Origin of the sequence: Moritella dasanensis ArB 0140 (genome assembly GCF_000276805.1) — a bacterium.
In the GTDB taxonomy this organism is placed as follows: Bacteria; Pseudomonadota; Gammaproteobacteria; order Enterobacterales; family Moritellaceae; genus Moritella; species Moritella dasanensis.
This window is the reverse complement of record NZ_AKXQ01000034.1, coordinates 1-25,102: the sequence shown is the minus strand read 5'-3', so window position 1 is coordinate 25,102 and position 25,102 is coordinate 1. Positions and strand designations below refer to the sequence as shown.

Below are 25,102 nucleotides of genomic sequence, written 5' to 3'. Positions count from 1 at the left end.
TTAAAATTGCCGATTGCGTTATTTACAGCATTACCGCTATTTAGAGCCGAGTCCTAAACGACTACTCAAACTGAGATCAAATCATCATGACTGCAACCGTTTCTACCCTGCCATCCGCGCAACAAGTGCTTGAAAGTGTTTTTGGTTATCAACAATTCCGCATGGGTCAGGAAGAGGTGATCGCACATGCGGTGGCTGGTCTCGATAGTCTCGTTATTATGCCCACGGGTGGCGGTAAATCATTATGTTATCAAGTGCCGGCATTGGTGCGAGGTGGTTTAACCATCGTGCTGAGTCCGCTTATTTCCTTGATGAAAGATCAGGTCGATGCCTTACGCGCCAGCGGTGTCTCGGCTGCGTATATGAATTCTAGCTTGGCGCGCCAAGAATCAGCGCAAATCTATCAGGATCTACAGAATAACCGCTTGCAGGTATTGTATTTATCACCTGAACGTTTGATGGTCGGGGATTTCTTACAATACCTACAGCAGTTTCAGATCAGTTTGTTTGCCATTGATGAAGCCCATTGTATTTCGTCTTGGGGTCATGATTTTAGACCTGAATACAATCAATTAGGTAAGTTGAAACAACTATTTCCCAACGTGCCTATGATGGCATTAACGGCCACGGCTGATGACGCAACACGGTTAGATATTCTTAATCAATTGCAAATGCATGATCCGAAAGTGAGCATGTCGAGTTTTGATCGCCCTAATATTCGTTACTCGTTGGTAGAAAAATTTAAAGCGTTAGACCAACTAAAACGTTATGTGAAACAGCAAGACGGTGTCAGTGGTATCGTTTATTGCACCAGTCGTAAACGCGTAGAAGAAGTCGCCGAAGGTTTAAGCCGCGCGGGCTTTGATGCCAAACCTTATCATGCAGGGTTATCGCAACAAGAACGCCAAGATACTCAAGAAACCTTCATTCGTGATGAACTTGATATTGTGGTGGCAACCGTCGCCTTTGGTATGGGTATTAACAAACCCAATGTGCGCTTTGTGGTGCATTATGATCTGCCAAAAAATATCGAATCGTATTATCAAGAAACCGGTCGTGCAGGGCGTGATGGTTTACCTGCAGAAGCGTTATTGATGTTTGATCCGGCCGATATTATGCGCGTGCGTTATATGGTTGAGCAAACTGAAAATGAACAGCAACAACGTGTAGAAATGCACAAGCTTAATACCATGGTGGCGTTTGCAGAAGCACAAACCTGCCGTCGTCAGGTACTACTGAATTATTTTGGTGAGTTTAATGACAGAGCGTGTGGTAACTGCGATATTTGTTTAGATCCGCCGAAACGTTATGACGGTGCTGAAGATGCGAAAATGGCATTGTCGTGTGTGTATCGCGTTGGCCAAGCATTTGGTATGGCCTATGTTGTAGACGTATTAAGAGGTTCACAAAACCAACGGGTGAAGGAACGTGGTCACGATAAAATATCGACGTTTGGCATTGGTAAGGACAAATCGCAAGAACATTGGTTAAGTGTTCTGCGTCAATTGGTCCACAGCGGTTTATTATTGCAAAACATTACCCGCAGCTCGGTATTGCAGTTAACTGAAGCCGCGCGCCCCGTATTACGTGGTGAGCAGGCACTGGAATTAGCCGAGCCACGCTTACAACCTATTACTAATGTCGACAAAGCGCCAAAACGCAGTAGCCGTATCGCCAATTTTAATTATGATCGTAAACTCTTTGCTGCGCTGCGTAAGTTACGTAAAGACATTGCCGACAGTGAAAATATTCCGCCGTATGTGGTGTTTAATGACGCGTCATTAGCTGAAATGGCAGAGATTAAACCCCAAAATGAAGCGGAAATGTTAGATATAAATGGTGTGGGTCACGTTAAATTGGAACGCTTTGGGCGTCAATTTCTGACTAAAATAGCCGCTTACGATTAACCATGCACATTGCAGAGCAAACGTATTTAAGGATAAAAACATGAACTGGACACTGGCAACGCAGCAAGCGACTGATAATATTTTAATGTTAGAACATGCGGGATTGAATTTTGAAAACTTTACGACGCTAGCGCCGACATTAGTTGAGTTATTAGATGCACGTTTGTGTGATAAAAACTGGGGCGCAGATCGTCACGCTTGGGTATTAGAATACCAAGATATTAATTTGTTATTTGAATTTGAAGATTACACTGCCAGTGCATGGTTGGCAGTTGCCCGTGAAGAAGAACAGGGCATACTGGTCGAAATAGCAGAAAAGTTAAAATCACAGTAAAGTTAAAATAGCCGCAACGCTGCGGCCAGTTAGTTTTATTCTATTCTATTTCTGTCCTATGATTAAAAAATCTCTTCTTCTTTAAACCATAACTCAGCCTGTAGCGTCGTTGAAAAACTTTCGACGGCGATCGGGTTTATCGCTTCAATGGCGTTTACCATGGTATGTAACCATTTCGGTTCGGCTATAAACGCTATTTTATGCCAGTATTGCCAATACTTTATCCCCATCATCGCATCATCTACTAACGCATGCAGTTCGAACCCTGTAAAGTCATTCGCGAATATAACGCAGACATTCACTTGCTGATGTTGTTTTAGTATATCGGCGATCACCGGCTCTAATACGGTTTCGTAATCACTGTGGGTGATGGTTTGTGACAGGTTAATAAACAGGTTGGCTTCAGCTAGATTGATAATAGTGATCATGGACATCTCCGAGTGGCTGAATGTCCTTCATTATTGCCCATCATGTATTAAGGCATTAATGAGGGGGCGCAAAGCGGCTAACATTCATGATGATGAATTAACTATAGTCGCTATTTGCTGATAATTATTGTTGTACCGTGATAAATACTGGCGCGTTATCGGCTTTTAACAATAAACATACTGATGAGCACACTAACAATAATAAACGTCAGTGCAATCACGCTGAATGACGCAATGCCGACAGTATCAGAGAAAAGATCGCCTAAAAGTTTAGTCCAAATGTCCATCGTGTTCATCCTTTATTAGTCAGTAATTATGTTATGAGTTACTTATTTATGGGTAATCATAACAAGTTAAAACACGAGGAAACTGATCCAGATCAGTGAATGGTTTTGTTACCGTAATGTTATTTTAAAACTGTGATGAGACGATATAATGATGAGTTTTGCATTCTTATCTAGAGAGCAAATCGCCTGTATACGGATTATATTGAACAATTAACGTGACCAAAAATAATATGTGATTAATCATCAGCTCTATTATTTCAACTTCGTAAGGAACTACTACAATTTAAGTCTCACGATTATTAAGATATTTCTTCTAAGATGAGTAATTTGGAAGCTTTTAATACTTGGTTTCCCATATAAAATGAATACAGTCCGCTAAAAACAAATACCAAGCTAAGTATTTTTGGCATGAAACCAAAAAATGGAACGGAAAATTTAGCAAACACAGATACCCCTACGAATAGTAATATAAGACCAAAGATAAATATTAGTGTAATATTTTCATTTCCAGACACCCCTGTTGTTAGATTTTTATATGCATAGGCGTTAAATAATCCTTTATTTTTATTTCCAGCGACACAAATTAAATCGTGATTTTCAATCATAAGAGGTTCATTAGATTTTACTTTAACTGGTTGGCCTTCTATTTGGAATAATGAAATATGAGTGGTTGATACGCTACTACCTTTGCCACTTATTTTTACAGTGTTTCTAACTTTTTTAGCTGTACCCTTTATTACTTCCATTGTACTTTTCCATCCTAATTACCCTATCTGGGAATTATACTAAATTTCACCGTATTAACTGTGGCCTATTACACTAATTAGCATTCGGCTGGAGTGAAGTCTTAATTGCATATATAGAATCTTGATCTAGGTGCATTGAAACTGTCTATTTTTATTACGGATTTTTCTGCGACTGCTATCTCCTAATTCAATCTTGTCGTGATGAGGGCGTTGGATTTAGTTTATAAATCAGGTTTTGTGGTCGGAATGTCGGGTTGTGGTAAAACCTCATTCGTAAAAAAGAAACTGCTTAAAGCCACAGACCAAGTGGCAATTTACTACCCGAAACGAGAATACCAAGGCCAACTTGTAGCGCGACAAGTGCGAAGCTATGACAAGTTAAAAGACTTTGCACGGGCATTACTGGCGGGGAGAAAAACCACGCAAGGGTTCAAAATCGCATATCGGCCTAATGAACCCAGTGTTGCTGACTTTGATAATTATTGTCGTGTAGTTTGGGCGGCAGGTAATGGCAGACATAAAAAAGCACTGAAAACGATTAACGAAGAAGTGGCGGAATATGGCAGCACGGGGGCGGGTAAAGCAACGGGTTACTTCGGTAAATTACTGCGGCTATCGAGGGCTTACGGTATCCACACAATCAACGTGTTTCAACGTGGTCAGGAGGTGAGTAAAACCATCATAGATAACTGCGAATATGCTTGTATCATGATGCAGAAAACGCCCAAATCCGCGAAGTACCTTGATGAACTCACGGGTGTTCCCGTCAACGACATAGCAGAACTACGAAAGTTTGATTACATTTTGCAACAAGGCCGAGATTACTCGAAAGGTAAAATCAAATGGTGAGAAGTCCCGCTTTGTGCGGGATTGTTTATTTTTAAATTATTCTTATTCGATATTTTATTAATGTGATGCGAGCCTTTCATCATGTTAACACTCACTTTAAATTGCTATAATTATCTTAATTAGGATCATGAGAGCATTGGATATATGAGTTTTACATTAGAAGGCAATGATTGTATGCCACCAATCTCAGGAGGCTATTTAATTGTCTATAAAGATACTACTGAGTTAACTGTGGTCAGTGTGCCATCTCCAAACTATACCGCTGATAGGTATAGAGATAGCGTTAGTGATAATTATGATTCAATTGAAGATTATGAAGGCAATAAATTTAACATTATAGTAACGTCATCAAATGTAGGAGTCGATTGGACTGTTGAAATTGATTCACTTGATGAATCTTTAATGGGTAGGATTAGGGTTGAGTATCATGCTAATGAATTCTGAGCCTTCGCCTGCATTATTTATATCTACATTTAATGCTGGAATCACGCAAGTAAAAGAACAAAATAAAGATGATTTTCATAATAAATTATATTTCTCTAATATTATTAGTTTAATGGAACAATATTTATCTAACCTGTTTATTTTTGAAATTGCAAATAATCACTTGTCGTTACAGAAGTTAGCAAGTCATGATAAGTTTCGAACTGCAACCGTTAGCATTTCTTTTGCTTTAAACAATTCTATAAAAGAACACTTGATCAAATCTATGAAATCGTTGGTTTGGCATCGCTTGAATGACGTAGATATGTATTATAAAAAAGTTATGAACATACGACTTAACATTAGTGGTGAGTTGCTTTCCCAATTAGAAATACGACATCACTTAGTACATCGTAATGGCTATAAATTAGATGGTAGTACTGTGGAGATTACAGACGAAGTCTTAAATAAATGCATTGTATTAGTTGAAACTTTTGTTGGTGATATTAACCGTAAATATGTAGCCCAGAAAGCTAATCTATAAAATATAGTAGCGCAGTAAACCTAGTCTCCAATTGGGAGACTTTTTATTTTGAGGATAAACTACGGTAACTCTTAAAGCATGGTTATTTAACTGTATCACTACTGAATCATGTTATTAGTTACTTTAAAATTTATCCCAAGTCTTTCTTGTTTTAAAGTAGCTGTCATCGTTATAAAATGGAGCAAATATTTCATTAAGAAAAGGAATGTCTTGATAGCCAAGCTCCATAGCTAAGTACTGTAGTTTACTTGCTAACTCTATCCAGTAGCGAATTATTTGCAGTACGAATAGTTGTCTTAGCGGTGCTACAGATTCGTAAACACCAGTTCTAAAGCATGCATCTTCAACAGATGTAATACTAGCCCCTAATTCGGATGTATGATTAACGAAAGTAAAATGACCAGTTATCTGCTCTGTAATACGAGCATCATTAGCTATTTTTTGTTTTTTCTTTTCTGTTACATTATGCTTAAATAAAACAAGGTCTACCTTTTCAAACCATATAGCAACAGGATCATTTTGCTGTTTGCTATTAATTAAAACATTAATGTTTGAGTATCTATCTCCTTTAGCAAATGAAGAAAGAAGCTTAATTATATTGCTATGTACTTCACCATCTAAATTTTTTAACCAGCGTGATTTAATATCTCGTTTTCTGATTATTGTTTGGCTATTTTGATAAATTAGTTCTAGATCATGCCCGATTTGGTTTTTTAAATATTTAAAATCAGGGAATTTACCATCATTTTCAATATAATAATCCAATATTAGGCATATTTTCCCTACTCTTTCTAAACCTGTTGATAGACTGGTAAAAGACTGAAAATAAGCTCCTTTTTGAGCATAGTTTCCAGAGCGAATTTGAGTTGCTCCTGCACCAAGAATATCTTTAGTGAACATGGCTTCATTACATAAAGCATTAAATGTATTGTTAAGCATTAATTTTCCCTTTTAAAATAGCAGTTGTAGTCCTACTAATTAGCCTTAAATTAGGAGGCTTTTTACAAGCGTTAGCATCAAGTTTAATTTGTAATATTTTTAAGCTTATTAATATTAAATTGATAGCTTTCCAAATAAAAATAGAATGGGTGGTTCATTGGGCTATTATATTTCCAGTTATTAAAGTCCCACCCAGATTCTAATAATTCAGACACCCCATAAATAAACTCGAGTGTGCTTATGAAAAAACAAACCATATCAAGGTTGTCATAATAATCGAATTTCTGATTTCCACCATGAACAAAATAGTTTCTACAATCTACACTTTGGCTAATTACTAATTCAATATTTGTGAAATCATATGAAGCCCCACTCTTAATAATATCTGTTCTAATCTGAATTTTATGTTTAAGAGTTTTTGTTCCAAGTCTCCCTAATGCACCGAGTATTGAGCCTCGCTCTATACTATCAGGCAATCCTTTAAATATCTTTCTACACTCTTGCTTAGCGGCCTCGAGTTCTGTTGGTAGGTTATTTTTTTTACCGTAAGCACTAGTTGGAATGATGTCGAACATATTAGCAACTTTTATCAACCTATCGGTATCATATTTATTCTCAGCAAAAGAGCCGAAGAACTGCCATCTCGCGTCCTGCCAATCATCTTTTTTTATAAGCCAATTGCAAACTACCCGTTTGAATTCGTCTTGGTTAGACTCTACGTGGATAAGCCTTTGTGCAGGATGAGGAATTTTTTCATCATCATTATTTAAACTTTCTCTGCATTGGTAAATATCAAAAATTTCAGGGTATTCTTTAGTGGACGGGGAATGTAATTTATATTCAATTATTTCTAGCTTACACCCCAAGATTAATTCGAAAATGGAAAGTAATGGTGGGGTGGTTTTATTGGCCTGTTCAAAGTTTAGATTTTTAGTAAATCTAATAGTACAAGAAACCTTGTTTTCTAATTTATAACCATTAGGAGACGCTAATTGGTGTAGTGGTCTATTACATATTTCAACTCTACCCAGAGATGTGTCGAAAGAAATTATTTCATGGGCACCTGTATAGATGGAAACAATCGGGTAATCACCAACTTTTATACTTCTTCTTGGAAAAGAGTTCTCGTATAACTCTTCAGACTTAGAATGATCCTCAGTTATAAGCCTTTCAACCATTTCTTTGTTTGTATGAATAACGTCATGAAAGGTCTGTGAGTCGAAGAACAATGTACTTGAGTGAGTAATGAAAAATTCTATTGCCTCGAAGCTTTGTTCTTCTTTTGCAATATAACGATCTCCAAGGATAACGTAGCTCGGACATATTTCACTGAAATAACGATAATCATAGTTACCATCAGAACGTTGTTTTGAATTATGACCGCCACCAAAGTTAAATAGATCTAACAAAGTTACCTTTTTTAAATCGTTAAAAGAACCGTGTATTTGATCTGGTAAGTTATGTCCAAGCACTGACGTAGCCCTATCCTCCCCCCAAACAGTTAGTAAGGAGTTCGAGCCGCTTAGCTTTAACTCTCCTAAATAATCTTTACCATTAATACTAAAAGTTCCAATGTTTTTTTCGTTCCAGTCGCTTATCATTATTTCTATTTTGGCCTTGGTTGGATAAATGAATAATTACTATATATTACTCACTGACACATGACGCCGCCTTAGCGGTGGGTCATTTACGGAACTAACCAGCTTTGCTTGAATGTTCACTGACTATATGGTTGTCAGGATGATTCTCTTTTACCATTGAAATAGCACTCTTCAAATTTTTAGCTTCAACATTTTCAGTGAATCCCACTAAATCTGAATGTAATTCCTCACCTTGAGAGTTTACTTTCAAATCGTTCTCCCAAAAGTCGTAATAATCAGACTCTCGACCTTTGCGAATTACCGTAACACTGTAAATATTTTTAGCCATCTAAAATCTCTCTAATTAATATGTTGAGTATCGTAAAAGCTTGGGCGGTTTCACCGACACATGACAGTTATTAAGTTGAATCCCGAATAAGAGCTGAGTCTTACTTAAGTTTATGAACTGAAGATACTCGCATTATATTTTAAAATCAATCTGTTAAAGTTCAATTAGTGCGAACCACTTACAATGTTTATTGGGGATCTAATAATTATATTTATGACGACTTGATATCTAAATCAATAAAGCTTAACTACTATATATCAGTTGTTTCAATTAATTGTTTATACCTACAGAAAATGTTTACTGAGTATTGATAAATATATTACATTGAATTTAAAGTCAGCTTTTGTATAATGCCCGTCCGCCTGTTTCAATTGAAAGGGCGGATACAATTTGCATGGGTTCCCTCAAACCACACCCAATTGAGTGTGTTAGCGTATTGTTTATAATTCCCACCTTACTTTTGATATGGTTTACATCAAACCTGATGTACTTTTAGCCGCCAATCTGCCGCCAATTCCCTATAAAAACAGATCCAAAAATCAAACTTAACTCAATGAGTTTTCATTCTATTGTTGTGACTAAATTGATGGGGCTACATAACCTTGATGTGCTCAACTGTGACGATATTCTTGGGTTTAATACCATGCGAACGTGTGAGCATATAAGCCGCCCGTTAAACGTTAATATTACGATTACCATGATGGCGGCGAAACCCGCGAAGCGGTTCATGATTGCGCTACGAAGATAACCCTTTAACCTCTGCTAAACCTGTTTTTATCTTAAGAATTACGCGCCGATGTTGAAATTTTTTTGATGAACATATCTTAATCTCAATACTCGTTAAAGTAGTAGCGGTAAGGTTGATTGTGAGGGGTTAGGGGAAGTCGGTTTTTGTGCAGTATTATTTTACATGGAACAATATCTGTTTTGGCAGTACACATCTGACACTTTCTATTGTAATAAATATTATTATTCTTTAAGCTCAGTAAGATACAAGTTTCGGTGAGGAAGTAACTGGAACATAAATTTGATATATCAGGCGCGCATTTTTTCTCAGAAATGATTGATTTTGGTATTATGATGAAATCATTTAATTCATAGCTTATTGGCGGTAAATTAAGCTGTTCTAATGAGCTGAGTGGGCACGCCTTTTTATACTAATGTTAAGTGTAATAAAGGAGTATAAGTTGGAAAAGGTAGTAACTATTATTGGTGGTATTGTAGGCTTAATTGTCTCAATTTATGGCGCAGCTCTATATATAGATAATGAAGTCAACGATGTGGTCGAGAAACGATTACAGCCATATGAGAAGTTCGCTATAGCGAATTCGATTTCTGGTGAGAAAGCCATTGAATCTTATGATTTTGTGTTGGATCGCCTTAGTAAGCAGAATGTTGATGAGTTGATGCTTATTTCTATAGTTGAATCATATTTAGCTGAAGTTGCAGACAACGACTACCCACATAAATATACGCATAAAATAAATAAAGTATTAAAGCTAATAGGTCATGATGTACCACTAACGGCATCTATGAGTAATAGTCTTGGTTGGTTTTATTTAAGCACTGATGAATTGAAAAGTGCGAACAAGTTTTTTACCAAATCTCTTTCCCTCTACAGACAAAATGAAGTTGACGAATCGGCGTCTTCATACAATGGATTGTTTATATCGCATCTAGCTAGCAATGAAATTGAAAAGGCAATTGAATTTCATGACAAAGCTTGGGAGCTTGATTATGAAAGTTATAACCCTAATACAGTTCTGTCATCACCACTAGGAAAATCTGAATGGTCAAAAATTCTTTTTAAGGTATATCCAACGTTAGAACGAAACTATGAAAAATTCGTAAAGTACACCGTTAGAGTTTACGACCTGAAAGCGAAAGAACGAATTAAGGTAAAAAAAGTTGATGTTGAAGTACTAAATGTTTCAATAGAGTAGTAAACGAAAATTACACTTAACAAATAAGAATGATTCAGCACGCTTGACCCTCTGTTTGCAGTGTTTATGTTGCATTGCAGAGATTTGGTCATTCGTGCTTCAAATCTTAACAGGGCGTTGATTTTCAATTATTCAACCCCAACCAACGGATTCAATCTAACTGCATCTTCTAAATGGTCGGGCGCAAAGTGTGAATATTTCATGGTGTCCACAATTGAAGCGTGTCCCAGTATACGTTGCAGCACCAAAATATTGCCCCCGTTCATCATAAAGTGACTAGCAAAAGTATGGCGTAATACATGTGTCATTTGACCTGCGGGTAATTTTATCTTGGTATTTTTGATTGCAGTTCTGAATGTGGAATCATTACAGCTTTTCGGGAATAGTTTGCCCGTTCGCTTTGGCATCTGTTTTGATAATGCGCTTGATATTGGTACTGATCGCGGTTTATTACCTTTGGTACTGACGAACGTCACAATGTTATTTGCGATATGCTCACTGCGAAGATTTACTGCTTCACCCCATCGGCAACCTGTACTTAAACATATTTTTGTAATGACTTGTGCATCTTTGTTGTGCGCCTTGCGGAGTGTTTCGAGTAGATTGATTACTTGCGCAGGTTGCAAAAATCCCATTTCAGACTGCTTATGTTTTAGCATTCTGACCCCTTCAATTGGATTGCCTTTGGTTTTAGACGTATGTTACGCAAGGCATAGGGCAATGGGTAAATCAACGGGCAGTGTTGTAATGGATTTTCCTGCTATATCACTGCTAAACAGTTTAGGTATCAACCCGCTTGTCGTTTTTACCTGCTTAATAACTCATATTGATTCAGGTCTGCTGCATCACATGAATCAGCAAGAAGTCGTCTTAATTCGTTATTAATGGGAATTATATGGCTCAATCTTTCACCTTCATCATAACCATATGAACCGATATAAACATCTTCTTGGTCAACTTCATGGATAGGGTCGAAGTATACGTAACCATCCATGTCAAACTTGCTAATCAATTTTAGTATTGTAATGACTGACTGAGAGTCAAGGTTATCACTGATTGCAACAATTTTATTTAATGGCATGACTGAGTTTTCTTTGTCTCCAAATATTGATTTCAGCTGAATGTCTTTACCTCTAAGCGATTTTATGATTTCAGAGTAATCTGGCATTAACTTATTCAATGCTATAGACCAGTTTCCCCAGCTATTTTTCTCTCTCGAAGTTGCACTTTTAAGTAAGACCTCTAGCTTTTTAACTTCACTTTTTAACGTATTAATCTCATGATGGTCATCATTTTTCACAGTAACAATTTGGTTAGACTTCTTATCTAGGTACTGAGAATAAAAAACATCCTCTTGCAACTCAGGTCTAAAACGAGTTTGAAGCAAGAAGATTGCCCCTAAAAACATAGGAACATTAACGACAGCCGCAATGATTAACACTGAGCTTTCCCATGCTGAGTTACCTATTGCAACAGCAGAACTTAGGAAGCTTCCGTTAACCACAATCAAACCTACTAGCCACGCGGCCAACAACTGAATCGGTTTAGTGACCTTCTGAGGGTCAACTTTTTGATTATTCATCTACTCGTTAATATCCTTACAAAGATTTAATTAAGATAACGAAAGCTCATCCTGAAGCCTAACATCTTAGTACTTGTGCTTTGCGTTCTTTGCAAGGCTCAAATTGCTTGTTGGACTTGGCCGCTGCCATCTCCAGCTGTGTGTGATACAGAATTCTAACGTGAATTCTGCTTTAATTTAATCGCATTAACAATACTATTTATATAGACACATATAAATAAGAAATAAAGTTTTTCTATTTCAGCTTGATATAATTACATTGAATTCAAGGTCAGCTTTTGTATAATGCCCGTCCGCCTGTTTCAATTGAAAGGGCGGATACAATTTGCATGGGTTCCCTTACCCCATGAATTTAACTAAAAAGGTTTATTATGCGTGAATTAACTGCAATGCAGACGCGTCAAGCGTTGATCTGTCTCTCTTGTTTTCATATATTAGTGATCACAGCGAGCAACTATTTAGTCCAACTTCCAATCAATATATTTGGTTTCCACACAACGTGGGGAGCATTTACATTTCCGTTTATCTTCTTAGCAACCGATCTGACAATTCGTGTCTTTGGTGCTGGCATGGCGAAACGCATTATTGCGCAAGTGATGTTACCGGCATTAGCGATCTCGTATGCGTTGTCTGTGGTATTTTTTGAAGGTAGTTATCAAGGTTTTGCTGGCTTAAGCGAGTTTAATAGTTTTGTTGGCCGTATCGCGCTAGCAAGCTTTTTGGCTTATTTATTCGGGCAGGCGCTTGATATCGTTGTTTTTAATCGTTTAAGACAATTAAAAACCTGGTGGGTTGCACCAGTATCATCAACGGTATTTGGTAACTTAATTGATACCATCATTTTCTTCTTTGTGGCATTTTACCAAAGTTCAGATGCATTCATGGCAGCTAACTGGGTTGAAATCGCAACGGTTGATTACGGGTTCAAATTATTGATTAGTTTGGCGATATTTTTACCATTGTACGGTGTGCTATTAACTAAATTGGCGAGTGTTATTACTTTCCAAGGTAATAGTAACAACAACCTCACAAGTGCAAAAATGAGTTAATACAACTTAGCTAGCACGAGGGCGAAAGGCGCTAAACTGACTCACCTATAAGTGAAAAGTTTAGCGCCTTTTTTGTTTTATTACAGTAAATGTATTGGTAGTTAAGGTATAATCGCCGCGTCCCAGATTTTACGCTTTTAATTTACACGCAATTGAGGTGCCGAATGGCAACTGACGTCGGATTATACGATGATATTCGTCCTTTTAATGATGACGAAATAGCCAGTGTTGTTGAACGCTTGGTTAACGATAAAGAATTTATTACTGCGATAGCGCATTTTCAGTTCCCGCGCTTGGTTAAGCATTTAAGTTGGGTGATATTCCCAATGATCCGTATGGCGCTGCGCCGTAAATGTCGCAGCATCACTAGCGTGAGTGAAATTCAGCACGAAGTGATCGCTTATATGGAAAAAATGATCGCGACCACCACAACTCAAGTCACCTTTAATGGGACCGAGAAGTTAGACAAAGATAAGAATTATTTATTCATTTCCAATCACCGCGATATTGCCATGGATCCCGCATTTGTAAACTGGGCGCTGCATCATCATGGCCTTGATACTGTGCGTATTGCGATTGGTGATAATTTATTGAAAAAGCCATTTGTAGCCGATTTGATGCGCTTAAATAAAAGTTTCATTGTAAAACGCTCAGCCAAGGGTGTGCGTGAAATGATCGCGGCCTTTAAGTCATTATCGGGTTATATTGCCCATTCAATCAAAGTAGAACACCAATCTATCTGGATTGCCCAGAAAGAAGGTCGTGCTAAAGATGGTAATGATCAAACCGACCCTGCGATTTTAAAAATGATGTATATGCATGGTAAGGGCCAGAAAATTAGCTTTCCTGAATATATGAAATCATTAAATATCGTGCCGGTGGCGATCTCTTATGAATTCGATCCAAACGATGCGGCGAAAGCCAATGAGATTTGTAAGTTAGCGACTGCTGGTGAGTACAATAAAGCTGAATTTGAAGATATCGACAGTATTGTGAAAGGCATTGTCGGTTTTAAAGGTCACGTCAATGTTACTTTTGGTGACGTGATTGTCGATGATATTGCCGACGCGAACGAATTAGCGCTGCGTATTGATGAAACGATAGATAATAACTATCACCTGCACACCACTAATTTATTAGCGGCAGAACAATTACACGGCACCGCTGCATACCAAAAAGCAGCGAGTTCGGTAACGGCAGGGCAACGTGCTAAGTTTGCTGCGCATTTGCAAAACATACCGACAGCGTTACATGCGACGGTATTGGCTGGTTATGCGAAATCAGTAGAGAAGCAGTTAACTATCGCTGATTAGTAGCGGTTATTTAGATGTGATTGTTAAGCCCAGTATTGCTGGGCTTTTTAATGCCTGAAATTCAGGGGCAAAGTTATTTTAAGTTTTTGATCGGAAAGTCTTGCAAACAGTAATGAGAATGATTACTATTAACTTGTTCTTCAGGAAGTCAGTATTTATTTCGGTAGGACAAGACATTGCTCACATTGCTTCCGGGTTAATTTTAATCCATTACTCCTTGCAGGGTAAACCGAATCTTTTTCGGGCCGGTAGATCAAACTTCTAATCCCTCGATTATAGAGAAGTTTGATCAATACCGGCTTTTTATTTTCTGCAATAAAACCTTCTTTATTAACATAAATCAAACATTTTCTGTAATCCATAGTGTATTCTTTTTAATCATCATGAGTTCTTTTTATGCATAACTTTCTTCAGTTTAAGATTCTTTTCCACATATCCTAAAAGCGTTAAATTATTTTAGATCTTACGTTAAAAATAAGTAAGTTACTGTTATTAGTTGGTTTTTAAAGCTTGCAGTTAAGATCTTAACAGATTTTTCGTTTTTTAGATCGTCATTGTTAACAGAGTTATCCACAGTTAGATCCAGATCTATGATCTGGTGGTTAAGATCTGATCGCGAGATATATTTTTATCATCAACATAGCGTGAATAGGCGGCTTGTGGCATGCTTACTCTATTCATCATTTATTTCATTGAGTTTAATTTTTATGTCTACGATCCCTAGCAATCCCCTTGTGCTTGTCGATGGCTCTTCGTACCTGTTTCGTGCTTATCATTCACCTCCGCATTTAACCAATGCTGAAGGTATGGCGACGGGCGCTGTGTATGGTGTCGTTAACATGTTAAAGAGCTTATTAACCCAGTTCGATCCAAGCCACATAGCCGTTGTCTTTGATGCCAAAGGCCCTACGTTCCGTAATGAAATGTACCCAGAATATAAAGCGCATCGTCCGCCAATGCCGGATGATCTACGTTGTCAGATCGAACCTGTGCATAACGCTGTTAAAGCGCTGGGTTTACCCTTGATCTGTATTTCGGGTGTTGAAGCCGATGACGTGATCGGTACGATCGCGAAACAAGCGAGTGCAGAAGGTCGCGCTGTCTTGATCAGTACTGGCGATAAAGATATGGCGCAGCTAGTTGACGAACATGTCACGCTGATCAACACCATGACTGATACGGTATTGGATCCACAAGGTGTTAAAGACAAATTTGGTGTACCACCAGAGTTGATCATCGATCTGCTTGGCCTGATGGGCGATGCTGCCGATAACATTCCGGGTGTACCGGGTGTTGGCGAAAAGACGGCGTTAGGTTTGTTGCAGGGTTTGGGTAGTATTGAAGATATCTACAAAAACTTAGATGCGATTGCAGCGTTAGGTTTCCGTGGTTCGAAAACCCTGGCTAAAAAGATGATCGAACATAAAGACAATGCGGAAATTTCTTATGCATTAGCAACGATCAAGCTTGATGTGGAAACCGGTGTAACGCTTGATGATCTCGCGATCGCAGAGACAGACGTTGATGCATTGGCTGAGTTATACAAGCAAATGGGCTTCAAGCGTTGGTTAGCGGCGTTAGTAGGCGGCGCAGATGCAACTAAGCATGTGCATGCAGGTAAAGCAGCAAAATCAACTTCAGCGACAAGCGACTCTGATTCTGACACTGCTGATGTGGTAGCGCCTTGTACTATTGATCGCAGCAACTATGAAACGATTTTAACCCAAGCCGATTTTGATCGCTGGTTAGAAAAATTACAAAAAGCCGATCTGTTTGCACTGGATACTGAAACCACGAGTCTTAATTACATGCAGGCTGAATTAGTTGGTCTGTCATTTGCGGTTGCAGAAGGCGAAGCGGCTTATTTACCGGTTGCGCATGACTACATTGACGCACCTGAGCAATTAGATCGTGACCATGTATTAGCGTCATTAAAAGCGTTGCTTGAAGACAGTAATGCTAAAAAAGTCGGTCAAAATTTAAAATACGATACATCAGTATTAGCCAACTATGGCATTAAGTTAGCTGGTATTGCGTATGACACCATGATCGAATCGTATGTCTATAACAGTATTGCGACGCGTCATAACATGGACAGCTTAGCGGAAAAATACTTAGGTCATCAAACCATTAGTTTTGAAGAGATCGCCGGTAAAGGTAAAAAACAATTAACCTTTAACCAAATCGAGATCGAGCAAGCATCTCCGTATGCAGCTGAAGATGCAGATGTAACCTTACGCTTACACAATGTGTTGTGGCCTAAGATCGAAGCTGAACCTTCGTTAGTGACTTTATTTAACGAAGTTGAATTACCGTTAGTTAGCATCTTGTCGTCGGTTGAGCGCGAAGGTGTGTTGATTGATAAATCAAAACTCGATGCCCAAAGTGTAGAGCTTGGTGCGCGTATGATAGAGCTGGAAGCAAAAGCGCACGAAATTGCTGAGCAACCATTTAACCTAAGCTCGCCAAAACAGTTGCAAGAAATTCTGTTCGTACAAATGGAATTACCGGTTATTAAGAAAACACCAAAAGGTGCACCGTCGACAGCGGAAGAAGTATTACAAGAACTGGCGCTAAACTACCCGTTACCAAAACTGATCTTAGAGTACCGCAGTTTAAGTAAACTGAAATCAACGTATACCGATAAGCTGCCAACCTTGATTGAAGAAAAAACCGGCCGTGTACATACGTCTTATCATCAAGCCGTTACTGCGACCGGTCGTTTATCATCAAGCGATCCAAATCTACAAAATATTCCAGTGCGTGCAGGGGAAGGTCGACGTATTCGTCAGGCATTTATTCCTGCTACAGGTTATAAATATGTCGCAGTGGATTACAGCCAAATTGAATTACGTATCATGGCGCATTTATCACAAGATAAAGGCCTGTTAACGGCGTTCTCGGAAGGTAAAGATATTCACAGTGCCACAGCCGCTGAAGTATTTTCTGTTGGGTTAGACGAAGTAACAACAGATCAGCGCCGTAGTGCTAAAGCGATTAACTTCGGTCTTATTTATGGCATGAGTGCATTCGGTCTAGGCCGTCAGTTAAATGTGCCACAGAAAGAAGCGAAGCAGTACATGGCGCGCTACTTTGAGCGTTACCCTGGTGTACTTACATACATGGACGAAACGCGTAAAGTAGCTAAAGAAAATGGTTATGTTGAAACGTTATCGGGTCGTCGTCTGTATTTACCGGAAATCAATGCGCGTAATAAAATGCGTCAAATGGCGGCTGAACGTGCTGCGATTAATGCCCCAATGCAAGGCACAGCGTCAGACATCATCAAAAAGGCGATGATTAACGTTGCTGGTTGGATGGAGACGGTAGAAGTTGATTCAATTCGCATGCTAATGCAGGTACACGATGAATTAGTCTTCGAAATCAAAGAGCAACACGTTGAAGCTTACGTTATCAAGATCAAAGAACTCATGGCAGCGGCAATGTCGTTAGATGTACCACTACTTGCAGAAGCGGGTGTGGGTGATAACTGGGATGAAGCCCATTAATGTCTAATGAAGCACTGATTAAGCTTTAATTGCATAACTTTGGTGCATGAAGCATAAAAACTAAAACCAGTCTTAGGGCTGGTTTTGTTGTTTTTATACATAAATTAATGCTGTAAGTGCGCTTTGTCACAAAAAATGTAACTAAATAACGTATTTTACTTTCGTGTGAAATAAGTTTGCAGTATATTGGCGGGGTAGGGTATGGAGGTTCGAAATTATATTTCAAACCTTTTGTTTCAAATTGAATTTATTATTCATCGCCACGTCACTTTTTGACGAGGCGTTTTTTTTGTCTAAAATTCAGTGTTTGAATTAGTCTTCGTCAATGTATTCAAAATCACTATCATCAAACGGTACATCGTCGTCACTTGGAATACCTGTTGAAGGTTCCAGCGCATACCATTCACATAGTTTGTTTTTAAGTACGTCGATTCCGGTATGTTTCAATGATGAGAACGGTGCAACGGTTACGTCACCACCAAATTCTTTCACTGCAGCTTGTACTTCTTTAACGGTTTTACTACGAACGCCTTGTTTTAATTTATCAGCTTTCGTTAATAACGCCATTACTGGGATTTCAGAATCAATTGCCCAAAGAATTAATTGTTTATCTAAATCTTTAAGTGGGTGACGAATATCCATTAAAACCACGATACCTTTTAATGAATCGCGTTTTTGTAAATATTCACCTAATGCTTTCTGCCATTTTTTCTTTACTTCAAATGGTACTTTAGCAAAGCCATAACCCGGTAAATCGATTAGGCGTTTGCCTTCTTCGATTTCAAAAACGTTGATAAGTTGCGTACGGCCAGGTGTTTTACTGGTTCTCGCTAAGCTTTTTTGGCGTGTCAGTGTGTTTAATGCACTTGATTTGCCTGCATTTGATCGCCCAGCGAAAGCAATTTCAATGCCCGAATCATCTGTTAGGTGACTAATGTCTGGCGCACTAATCCTAAATGCAGCGTTTTCGAAGTGTATCTTTTTGTTATCCAATCTAATATCTCTCATTGAAATTGTGTTAAATGATTACTTTTTTTTGAAAATGTGTAAAATAGTCAAATAGAATAATAATAAGTGTAACATGTCACGCCGTGACATGGGATCGGAAGCTGAAAATAACAAGTGGAATGCTATGAAAAGTCTTGTCTTATCTTTTGCAATGTTAATCGGATTAATGGGTTCAGCTCAAGCTGCAGGGGATGCAGCAACGGGTGAAGCTATTTCTGGTACATGTACTGCGTGTCATGGTGCTGATGGCAATAGCCCAGCAAGTATCTACCCTAAATTAGCGGGGCAGAATGCTTCGTACATTGTTAAACAGTTGAAAGATTTTCAACTGGCGATGCAAACTGGTGGTGAAAAGGGTCGTAACGATCCTGTCATGATGGGTATGGCGGCGATGTTAACTGAAGAAAACATGCAGGATCTTGCTGCATTTTACTCAGCGCAAACAATGAAGCCTGAAGAAACGCCTGAAGAAGTGGTTGCTGCTGGTGAACTATTGTACCGTGGTGGCGACATCGAACGTGGTATCGCTGGTTGTGCTGCATGTCATGGTCCACGTGGTAATGGTAGCGAAACGGCTAAATTCCCGAAAATCTCTGGCCAGCATGCTGATTATATTAAAGCGCAACTAGAGAAATTTAGCAGTAAAGAACGTGCAAATGACCATAATGGTATGATGCAAGATATTGCATATAAAATGAAACCTGCGGATATGGAAATGATTTCTAAATATCTAGGCGGTCTTCACTAATCATTTTTGTTTAGTGAGTGCATTTTAATATCGTAAAAAACTCAGCCTCGGCTGAGTTTTTTATTTTCATCTGACCTAAATTATCTTTTTTCTTTCCTGCTTTTTTGGTAGTCTGCGCTCACTTAAAGAATTGCCTCATTATGTCCTTAATAAAGATTGGTAAATTGACTATCTTTAAATAAGACGAAATACGATACCCGCTAATCATTAATGTTATAAATACGCACCACTATAAACATGATTATTAGACAGATCTAAAACAGAGAATACTATGACTCGTAAAAGAAAAGAACGCTCAGGCGGCCCGTTAGCAATTGCAAAATCAGACCGTGCTAAACGTGAAACGAATACCCAAGCAGTAGAAGCGCGTAAACAAAAACGTTTAAAAAAACGTAAAGGCTTAGCATCAGGCAATAAAATGGCTGAAGCTGAAGTAGGCAAAAAACGCACTAATGGTCCACGTAAATCAAGCGATCCACGCGTAGGCAGCAAAGCGCCGATCCAATTAGTGGCGGCAGTGACACCTGTAGCAGCACCTGCAATTATAAAAGTAAAACAACCAAAAGCAGATGTGAAACCAGTTGCACCAGTATTAACATTCGAGCAAGAGCTTGATAAGTTAGAAAGTGATGCGCGTCTAAATGGTTTATTACTGCGTCTAGATAATAACGAAGTATTAAATCTTGATGATCAAGATTACGTGGATGAGCGCGTAGAGCGTCACGCATTCTTGCTTGAAGAACTTGGTTATGCTGATGACGAAGACTTTGAAGAAGATTATGATGAAGAAGAGTGGGATGAAGCGATGATGGCAGAACTTGATGCTAAATCACTACAGACTAATAATGAACAATTATCTGAAGACGAGTTGTATGCTCGCTTCTTAGCAACAGAAAAAAAGTTAAAGAATAACGATAGCGAGGACTAATAATGCAAACGAGTTGGATGATTTTAATCGGCATCGGATGCCTGATCATTCTGGCATTAGCAGTGTATGCAGGACGTTTACTGTATCGTGTAAAAGCGCAACAAGTGCAGCAGCTTAATCAACAAAACGAAGCCATTGCTGCACGTAAAGTCCGTATCACTGAAAGTGTGCAGATTATTGCTAAAGCAATGGGAAGTGAAGAGTGTGACTTGTCTGAAGGCACTATCCGCATCAGTAAGTTACTCGCTGCAATTCCAGCTGCGGAACCTGTTGATTGGGTTAAGCTGTATCCTGATTTACATGCGTTTTATGAAAAAATAAAACATATGCCGATTATGGATGCACGCAGTGAGTTATCAAAAAAAGCACGTATGCAGTTCGATTTAGACCGTTTTCGTTTTGAAGGTGAATATGCTGAGCGTGTGCAACAAGATGTCGCACGTTTAACAACATTTGAATGTTAATCAATAGCGCGCAATCGTTAATATTATGATGTAAGACAAGCGGCAAGGTGCTTATTTTAGGCATACTGTCGCGAGTTGTCTTAGGGGATGAATATGCTAAATCAAAAATTAGTCTGGGATCAGGCTATGATCGAAAAATATAATTACAGTGGTCCAAGATATACATCTTATCCAACCGCGTTGGAATTTGATGAATCTTTTAGTTATCAAGACTTTCGCTTTGCTTGCGACGAGACGCCAGATAAGCCGTTGTCATTGTATGTGCATATTCCTTTCTGCCATAAGCTTTGTTATTACTGTGGTTGTAATAAGGTGATTACCCGCCATCTGCATAAAGCCGATAAGTACCTAGATGTACTTGAAGCCGAAATTAAGCTACAAGCGCCGTTTTTCAAAAACCGCCATGTATCGCAATTACATTGGGGTGGTGGTACGCCAACTTTCTTAACACAACCACAAATTCAACGTTTGATTGATGTGTTAAAAAACAGTTTTAATTTTGATGATGATGCTGAAATTTCGATTGAAGTTGACCCACGTGAAATTGAACTGAGTACGATCGATCTATTATCTAAGGTTGGTTTTAACCGTTTAAGCCTTGGTGTACAAGATTTTGATAAAAAAGTACAAGTCGCCGTTAATCGTGAACAAGATGAAGATTTCATTTTTGCTATTATTAAACGTGCACATGAACTTGGTTTTAAATCGACGAATATTGATTTAATTTATGGCTTGCCACACCAAACTAAAGCGACTTTCCATAAGACGTTAGAACGTGTACTTGATTTAGACCCTGCTCGCTTAACCGTATTTAACTATGCGCACATTCCGAGCTTATTTGCGGGTCAGCGTAAAATGAAAGAAGAGGATATGCCGTCGGCTTCCGATCGTTTAGCGATTTTGGAAGACGCAATTTCATTTTTAACCGACAACGGTTATCAATTTATTGGCATGGACCACTTTGCGAAACCGGATGATGAATTGGCCATTGCGCAGCGTGAAGGTATTTTACACCGTAATTTCCAAGGTTATACCACCCAAGGTGAAAGTGATTTATTAGGGCTTGGTGTTTCTTCAATTAGTCAGATTGGTAATGCCTATTCGCAAAACCAAAAAGAATTAAAAGCCTATTACCAGCAAGTTGAAGAACTTGGCCATGCACAATGGCGTGGTGTAGGTCTGAATGACGATGATTCTATTCGTCGTGCTGTGATCAAGCAGTTAATGTGTAATTTTGAGCTTGATATGGACAAGATAGCGGCTACATTCCAGCTTGATTTTGCCACTTATTTTGCTGAAGACATGACATTGTTACAAACCTTTATTAACGATGAATTGGTTATTATTGAAGGTAATATGCTGCAAGTCGCACCGAAAGGTAAATTGTTGATCCGTAATATCTGCATGTGTTTCGATGTGTATTTGCGTCAACGTGCACGTCAGCAACAGTTTTCTCGCGTGATCTAATCTGTAGAGAAACATGCGTTAATATTAAGGCACCTGAGGGTGCCTTTTTAATACCTGTGTAAATGTAATGCAGTGGTTTAGGGACGTGAGAACACGAGATGTTTTGACTCTCAGTTAGGGTTCGCGACTTGATTTCACAGATGATTAATATACATAATCAGCTATCTATGTAATATTGTTCTTCGAGCAATATTATCGTATTTTATATAACGATTAATGACAGAAATGATCACAATAAATGGAAGTACGTCTATGAAAGCGATAGTCATTGATATTGATGATACGGTATTAGATTTTGGTTCTCGATTACGCGAATTTGTAAATCATCAATATGATAAGAAAGTGATTGGCAAGCCATTGGCTTGGGATCTCTGTGAATGGTTGGGTATTAAAGAAGGCCAGGATGTTTCAATATTAAAAGAGTTTGCATCTAGCTGGCAATTTGGTGCGTTGGACGCATTGCCAGGCGCATCTCGCATTCTGACTAAGTTAACGCAAGAAGGTTATGAAATCTTCTGTATTACCGCCTGTAGTCGTGATCCACAAGTAGAAGCGCTGCGTCGCGCCAATATGTATCATTGCTTTGGTAATATTTTTAAAGATATTTTCTTTGTTGAATTTGGTGAGTCAAAAGCGACTTATTTAAATAAAATTAATGAGACACATGAAATTCATGCTTTTGTTGATGATAAATATGACAATCTAGTGGATGCGAAAAATGCCGGTATCGACAACTGTATTATGATAAAACAACCACATAACAAGGTGTTTAGAGATAAAGTCACTTGTGCACACGACTGGTATGAAATTTCCCATATCATTCAAACGTGGCACGAGAAATCATGGTCGGTACAGTAAGCTAAACTTGTTATTAGCGATGAAGCTCTCAGTTATGCTACGTATCTGGGTTTTTCAATTTGTAGCTCTAATTAGTACTTATGACTTTCAGGTGAAAGTGGTACTATCTACTTAATAGGTAACTTAATTGTGTGGGATATGAGAAATCATGCAGCAACGACATACTGATATTATTAATCTTGTAAATGAAGAGGGACGCGCTTCTGTTGGCGAAATGTCGATTAAGCTGGGTGTTTCAGAGGTCACGATCCGTCATGACCTGAACAAGTTAGAAAAAGAAGGCTTCATCCGTCGTGTTCATGGTGGTGCTACTCCACATAATACCGATAACGTGTCTCACCGTATTACGGTAAATTATGAGCACAAACGCAAAATGGCGATGTGTGCAGCAAGTCTGGTTGAACATGGCGAAACAGTCATGATCGAAGGCGGTAGTGCAAATGCATTATTGGCGAAAGAATTAGGTAACCGTAGTGATGTGACTATCATTACGCCGAGTAGTTATATTGCTCACTTGATGAAAGAGACTGATGTTAAAATCATCGTGCTTGGTGGTCTATATCAACACGAAAGTGAAAGTATGGTTGGTACGTTGACACGTCTTTGCATCAAGCACACTCACTTTACCAAAGCATTCTTAGGTATTGATGGCTTGCATCCGAATACTGGCTTTACCAGTCGTAACATGATGCGTGCTGATGTCGGTGTTGCCATTTTAGAAAAAGGTGCACAGAACATTGTCATCACTGATTCTTCTAAATTTGGTCAAGTGCACAATACGCCATTATATCAATTTGAACAGGTTGATATGGTGATCACTGACGAAGACGCCTCGTTAGAATATGTGCATTTATTAGAAAAACATAATATTAAAGTCGTAAAATAATACTCCTCTACGGCTTACCCTTGTTTTATGGATGCCAGTTAGAATTGTTATAATATAACAATTCTAACTGGCATCCATCATATCCGTTATGTTATAATATAACACCTGTTTTACTGACCTCGTGTTCATACCATGTCTTTACTGTTATTTCTGAGCATTGCAACGCTCTTCCTTGGCCCTTATTTATGTAAATTTGTCGGCTCTAAATCTGATCGCTTTGCTTTCTTCGATAGCTTTATTTTTGTATCGATTGGCGGTTTGGTGCTATTCCATATCTTGCCAGAATTACTGGAAAGTGGTGGTATTGCCGTGCTTGGACTGATGTTGGTTGGCTTATTTGGCCCCGGTATAGTCGAAAAAGTATTTCATAAAGTCGCTAAGCAAACCCATTCGGTCACCTTGATATTAGGCGTACTAGGCTTAGTTTTACATGCACTCACCGATGGTGGCGCGCTGGCGATTGAAGATGATCAGACCGCTTATTTATTAGCAATTGGTGTGGTACTGCATCGTTTTCCTGTTGGCCTAACCGTATGGTGGTTGTTGCGTCCGCATTATGGCCGAGCCTTACCGTTAGCGGTATTAACCGCAATGTCAGTGGCTACTGTTGCTGGCACTTGGCTGGGTGGCGAACTGATCGCGCACGACAGCGGTAATTGGTTAATCTGGTTCCAAGCGTTAGTGATGGGTTCTATTTTACATGTTGTGTTTCATCAGCCGTACAAACAAGAACACGGTAAAGAAACGCAGCGAGATAAATTTGCCGCCGGTACGGGTAGCTTAATTGGCGCTATCTGCTTACTTGCGGTATTACTGCCACATTGGTTAGGTTATGCCCCGCATAATCACGATACTGAAGCTAAACCTGTATCACAGAGCGTAACTTCATCTGAGCTACACGCAGAGCACGTTGGACATGATGACCACGTTGGACATGATGACCACGTTGGACATGATGACC

25 protein-coding genes are annotated in these 25,102 nt (G+C 38.8%); 16 read left to right on the top strand and 9 right to left on the bottom strand.

The genetic code is table 11. From position 1 onward, the window contains the following. The first annotated feature begins 86 nt into the window (after window positions 1–86). Entirely contained in the window at window positions 87–1,907 is a 1,821-nt protein-coding gene (recQ, locus tag A923_RS0120220) for a DNA helicase RecQ (protein ID WP_017223515.1), read from the top strand. 40 nt (window positions 1,908–1,947) lie between these two features. Continuing rightward, window positions 1,948–2,241, top strand: coding sequence for a DUF3630 family protein (locus A923_RS0120215; protein ID WP_017223514.1), 294 nt, complete (start codon window positions 1,948–1,950; stop codon window positions 2,239–2,241). Window positions 2,242–2,303: 62 nt separating this feature from the next. Here the strand turns inward: A923_RS0120215 and A923_RS0120210 are convergent, their stop codons facing one another. From A923_RS0120210 to A923_RS0120200, 3 genes are all read right to left on the bottom strand, one after another. Then, the gene (locus tag A923_RS0120210; RefSeq protein WP_017223513.1) at window positions 2,304–2,669 is read right to left on the bottom strand and encodes a SpoIIAA family protein; all 366 of its coding nucleotides are present in this window, start codon (window positions 2,667–2,669) and stop codon (window positions 2,304–2,306) included. A 155-nt stretch (window positions 2,670–2,824) separates the two neighbouring features. Next, window positions 2,825–2,956 carry a DUF3149 domain-containing protein gene (locus A923_RS22825; RefSeq protein WP_017223512.1) on the bottom strand — a complete coding sequence of 44 codons (132 nt, stop codon included), beginning with the start codon at window positions 2,954–2,956 and terminating at the stop codon, window positions 2,825–2,827. A gap of 299 nt (window positions 2,957–3,255) precedes the next feature. Continuing rightward, window positions 3,256–3,702: a hypothetical protein gene (locus A923_RS0120200; RefSeq protein ID WP_017223511.1), complete on the bottom strand. Its 447-nt coding sequence runs from the start codon at window positions 3,700–3,702 to the stop codon at window positions 3,256–3,258. Window positions 3,703–3,912: 210 nt separating this feature from the next. Here A923_RS0120200 and A923_RS0120195 point away from each other — a divergent pair, with 210 nt between their 5' ends. From A923_RS0120195 to A923_RS0120185, 3 genes are all read left to right on the top strand, one after another. Beyond that, window positions 3,913–4,551 carry an ATP-binding protein gene (locus A923_RS0120195; protein ID WP_202800854.1) on the top strand — a complete coding sequence of 213 codons (639 nt, stop codon included), beginning with the start codon at window positions 3,913–3,915 and terminating at the stop codon, window positions 4,549–4,551. 144 nt (window positions 4,552–4,695) lie between these two features. Beyond that, on the top strand, window positions 4,696–4,995 hold the full coding sequence (locus A923_RS0120190) for a hypothetical protein (protein ID WP_017223509.1): 300 nt from the start codon (window positions 4,696–4,698) through the stop codon (window positions 4,993–4,995). Beyond that, entirely contained in the window at window positions 4,979–5,518 is a 540-nt protein-coding gene (locus A923_RS0120185) for a hypothetical protein (protein WP_017223508.1), read from the top strand. The genes A923_RS0120190 and A923_RS0120185 overlap by 17 nt, the downstream gene beginning before the upstream one ends. A gap of 123 nt (window positions 5,519–5,641) precedes the next feature. Here the strand turns inward: A923_RS0120185 and A923_RS0120180 are convergent, their stop codons facing one another. The 3 genes from A923_RS0120180 to A923_RS0120170 form a co-directional block, all read right to left on the bottom strand. Further along, window positions 5,642–6,457 carry a hypothetical protein gene (locus A923_RS0120180; protein ID WP_017223507.1) on the bottom strand — a complete coding sequence of 272 codons (816 nt, stop codon included), beginning with the start codon at window positions 6,455–6,457 and terminating at the stop codon, window positions 5,642–5,644. An 83-nt stretch (window positions 6,458–6,540) separates the two neighbouring features. Continuing rightward, entirely contained in the window at window positions 6,541–8,058 is a 1,518-nt protein-coding gene (locus A923_RS0120175; RefSeq protein ID WP_017223506.1) for an ApeA N-terminal domain 1-containing protein, read from the bottom strand. 94 nt (window positions 8,059–8,152) lie between these two features. Further along, window positions 8,153–8,386, bottom strand: a complete 234-nt coding sequence (locus tag A923_RS0120170; RefSeq protein ID WP_017223505.1) for a hypothetical protein — start codon at window positions 8,384–8,386, stop codon at window positions 8,153–8,155. A gap of 1,187 nt (window positions 8,387–9,573) precedes the next feature. On the opposite strand from A923_RS0120170, the gene A923_RS0120165 reads away from it, so the two are divergent. Beyond that, on the top strand, window positions 9,574–10,329 hold the full coding sequence (locus tag A923_RS0120165; RefSeq protein ID WP_017223504.1) for a hypothetical protein: 756 nt from the start codon (window positions 9,574–9,576) through the stop codon (window positions 10,327–10,329). A 128-nt stretch (window positions 10,330–10,457) separates the two neighbouring features. Here A923_RS0120165 and A923_RS22390 read toward each other — a convergent pair whose 3' ends face one another. Then, entirely contained in the window at window positions 10,458–10,988 is a 531-nt protein-coding gene (locus A923_RS22390) for a tyrosine-type recombinase/integrase (protein WP_017223503.1), read from the bottom strand. A gap of 146 nt (window positions 10,989–11,134) precedes the next feature. Further along, complete coding sequence (locus A923_RS0120155; RefSeq protein ID WP_017223502.1) at window positions 11,135–11,911, bottom strand: hypothetical protein; 777 nt, start codon at window positions 11,909–11,911, stop codon at window positions 11,135–11,137. Window positions 11,912–12,282: 371 nt separating this feature from the next. On the opposite strand from A923_RS0120155, the gene A923_RS0120150 reads away from it, so the two are divergent. The 3 genes from A923_RS0120150 (at window position 12,283) to polA (ending at window position 17,782) form a co-directional block, all read left to right on the top strand. Beyond that, complete coding sequence (locus A923_RS0120150; RefSeq protein ID WP_017223501.1) at window positions 12,283–12,960, top strand: 7-cyano-7-deazaguanine/7-aminomethyl-7-deazaguanine transporter; 678 nt, start codon at window positions 12,283–12,285, stop codon at window positions 12,958–12,960. 164 nt (window positions 12,961–13,124) lie between these two features. Continuing rightward, the gene (locus A923_RS0120145) at window positions 13,125–14,273 is read left to right on the top strand and encodes a 1-acyl-sn-glycerol-3-phosphate acyltransferase (RefSeq protein ID WP_017223500.1); all 1,149 of its coding nucleotides are present in this window, start codon (window positions 13,125–13,127) and stop codon (window positions 14,271–14,273) included. A 707-nt stretch (window positions 14,274–14,980) separates the two neighbouring features. Further along, entirely contained in the window at window positions 14,981–17,782 is a 2,802-nt protein-coding gene (polA, locus tag A923_RS0120135; protein ID WP_017223498.1) for a DNA polymerase I, read from the top strand. A 312-nt stretch (window positions 17,783–18,094) separates the two neighbouring features. On the opposite strand, the gene yihA is transcribed toward polA, so the two are convergent. After that, window positions 18,095–18,775: a ribosome biogenesis GTP-binding protein YihA/YsxC gene (gene yihA, locus A923_RS0120130; RefSeq protein WP_017223497.1), complete on the bottom strand. Its 681-nt coding sequence runs from the start codon at window positions 18,773–18,775 to the stop codon at window positions 18,095–18,097. Window positions 18,776–18,914: 139 nt separating this feature from the next. On the opposite strand from yihA, the gene A923_RS0120125 reads away from it, so the two are divergent. The 7 genes from A923_RS0120125 to A923_RS0120095 form a co-directional block, all read left to right on the top strand. Then, window positions 18,915–19,538, top strand: a complete 624-nt coding sequence (locus A923_RS0120125; RefSeq protein ID WP_033197672.1) for a c-type cytochrome — start codon at window positions 18,915–18,917, stop codon at window positions 19,536–19,538. Between the two features lie 271 nt (window positions 19,539–19,809). Next, on the top strand, window positions 19,810–20,466 hold the full coding sequence (yihI, locus tag A923_RS0120120) for a Der GTPase-activating protein YihI (RefSeq protein WP_017223495.1): 657 nt from the start codon (window positions 19,810–19,812) through the stop codon (window positions 20,464–20,466). A gap of 2 nt (window positions 20,467–20,468) precedes the next feature. Beyond that, complete coding sequence (locus A923_RS0120115; protein ID WP_017223494.1) at window positions 20,469–20,930, top strand: DUF2489 domain-containing protein; 462 nt, start codon at window positions 20,469–20,471, stop codon at window positions 20,928–20,930. Between the two features lie 93 nt (window positions 20,931–21,023). Continuing rightward, window positions 21,024–22,397 carry an oxygen-independent coproporphyrinogen III oxidase gene (hemN, locus tag A923_RS0120110; protein WP_017223493.1) on the top strand — a complete coding sequence of 458 codons (1,374 nt, stop codon included), beginning with the start codon at window positions 21,024–21,026 and terminating at the stop codon, window positions 22,395–22,397. A 216-nt stretch (window positions 22,398–22,613) separates the two neighbouring features. Further along, window positions 22,614–23,255, top strand: coding sequence for a 5' nucleotidase, NT5C type (locus A923_RS0120105; RefSeq protein ID WP_420192183.1), 642 nt, complete (start codon window positions 22,614–22,616; stop codon window positions 23,253–23,255). Between the two features lie 148 nt (window positions 23,256–23,403). Continuing rightward, window positions 23,404–24,141, top strand: coding sequence for a DeoR/GlpR family DNA-binding transcription regulator (locus A923_RS0120100; protein ID WP_017223491.1), 738 nt, complete (start codon window positions 23,404–23,406; stop codon window positions 24,139–24,141). 132 nt (window positions 24,142–24,273) lie between these two features. Continuing rightward, window positions 24,274–25,102 (top strand): hypothetical protein (locus tag A923_RS0120095; protein WP_017223490.1); only part of this gene is annotated, 829 nt, incomplete at its 3' end.

Excerpts from the sequence above, each read along its gene's own strand:
- A923_RS0120125 (WP_033197672.1), top strand. The coding sequence starts at position 18,915 with ATGAAAAGTCTTGTCTTATCTTTTGCAATGTTAATCGGATTAATGGGT.
- A923_RS22390 (WP_017223503.1), bottom strand. The coding sequence starts at position 10,988 with ATGCTAAAACATAAGCAGTCTGAAATGGGATTTTTGCAACCTGCGCAA.
- A923_RS0120150 (WP_017223501.1), top strand. The coding sequence starts at position 12,283 with ATGCGTGAATTAACTGCAATGCAGACGCGTCAAGCGTTGATCTGTCTC.
- A923_RS0120200 (WP_017223511.1), bottom strand. The coding sequence starts at position 3,702 with ATGGAAGTAATAAAGGGTACAGCTAAAAAAGTTAGAAACACTGTAAAA.
- A923_RS0120190 (WP_017223509.1), top strand. The coding sequence starts at position 4,696 with ATGAGTTTTACATTAGAAGGCAATGATTGTATGCCACCAATCTCAGGA.
- A923_RS0120145 (WP_017223500.1), top strand. The coding sequence starts at position 13,125 with ATGGCAACTGACGTCGGATTATACGATGATATTCGTCCTTTTAATGAT.
- A923_RS0120105 (WP_420192183.1), top strand. The coding sequence starts at position 22,614 with ATGACAGAAATGATCACAATAAATGGAAGTACGTCTATGAAAGCGATA.
- A923_RS0120185 (WP_017223508.1), top strand. The coding sequence starts at position 4,979 with ATGCTAATGAATTCTGAGCCTTCGCCTGCATTATTTATATCTACATTT.
- A923_RS0120175 (WP_017223506.1), bottom strand. The coding sequence starts at position 8,058 with ATGATAAGCGACTGGAACGAAAAAAACATTGGAACTTTTAGTATTAAT.
- recQ (WP_017223515.1), top strand. The coding sequence starts at position 87 with ATGACTGCAACCGTTTCTACCCTGCCATCCGCGCAACAAGTGCTTGAA.
- A923_RS0120100 (WP_017223491.1), top strand. The coding sequence starts at position 23,404 with ATGCAGCAACGACATACTGATATTATTAATCTTGTAAATGAAGAGGGA.
- A923_RS0120215 (WP_017223514.1), top strand. The coding sequence starts at position 1,948 with ATGAACTGGACACTGGCAACGCAGCAAGCGACTGATAATATTTTAATG.
- hemN (WP_017223493.1), top strand. The coding sequence starts at position 21,024 with ATGCTAAATCAAAAATTAGTCTGGGATCAGGCTATGATCGAAAAATAT.
- yihI (WP_017223495.1), top strand. The coding sequence starts at position 19,810 with ATGACTCGTAAAAGAAAAGAACGCTCAGGCGGCCCGTTAGCAATTGCA.
- A923_RS0120180 (WP_017223507.1), bottom strand. The coding sequence starts at position 6,457 with ATGCTTAACAATACATTTAATGCTTTATGTAATGAAGCCATGTTCACT.
- polA (WP_017223498.1), top strand. The coding sequence starts at position 14,981 with ATGTCTACGATCCCTAGCAATCCCCTTGTGCTTGTCGATGGCTCTTCG.
- A923_RS0120115 (WP_017223494.1), top strand. The coding sequence starts at position 20,469 with ATGCAAACGAGTTGGATGATTTTAATCGGCATCGGATGCCTGATCATT.
- A923_RS0120210 (WP_017223513.1), bottom strand. The coding sequence starts at position 2,669 with ATGATCACTATTATCAATCTAGCTGAAGCCAACCTGTTTATTAACCTG.
- A923_RS22825 (WP_017223512.1), bottom strand. The coding sequence starts at position 2,956 with ATGGACATTTGGACTAAACTTTTAGGCGATCTTTTCTCTGATACTGTC.
- A923_RS0120170 (WP_017223505.1), bottom strand. The coding sequence starts at position 8,386 with ATGGCTAAAAATATTTACAGTGTTACGGTAATTCGCAAAGGTCGAGAG.
- A923_RS0120155 (WP_017223502.1), bottom strand. The coding sequence starts at position 11,911 with ATGAATAATCAAAAAGTTGACCCTCAGAAGGTCACTAAACCGATTCAG.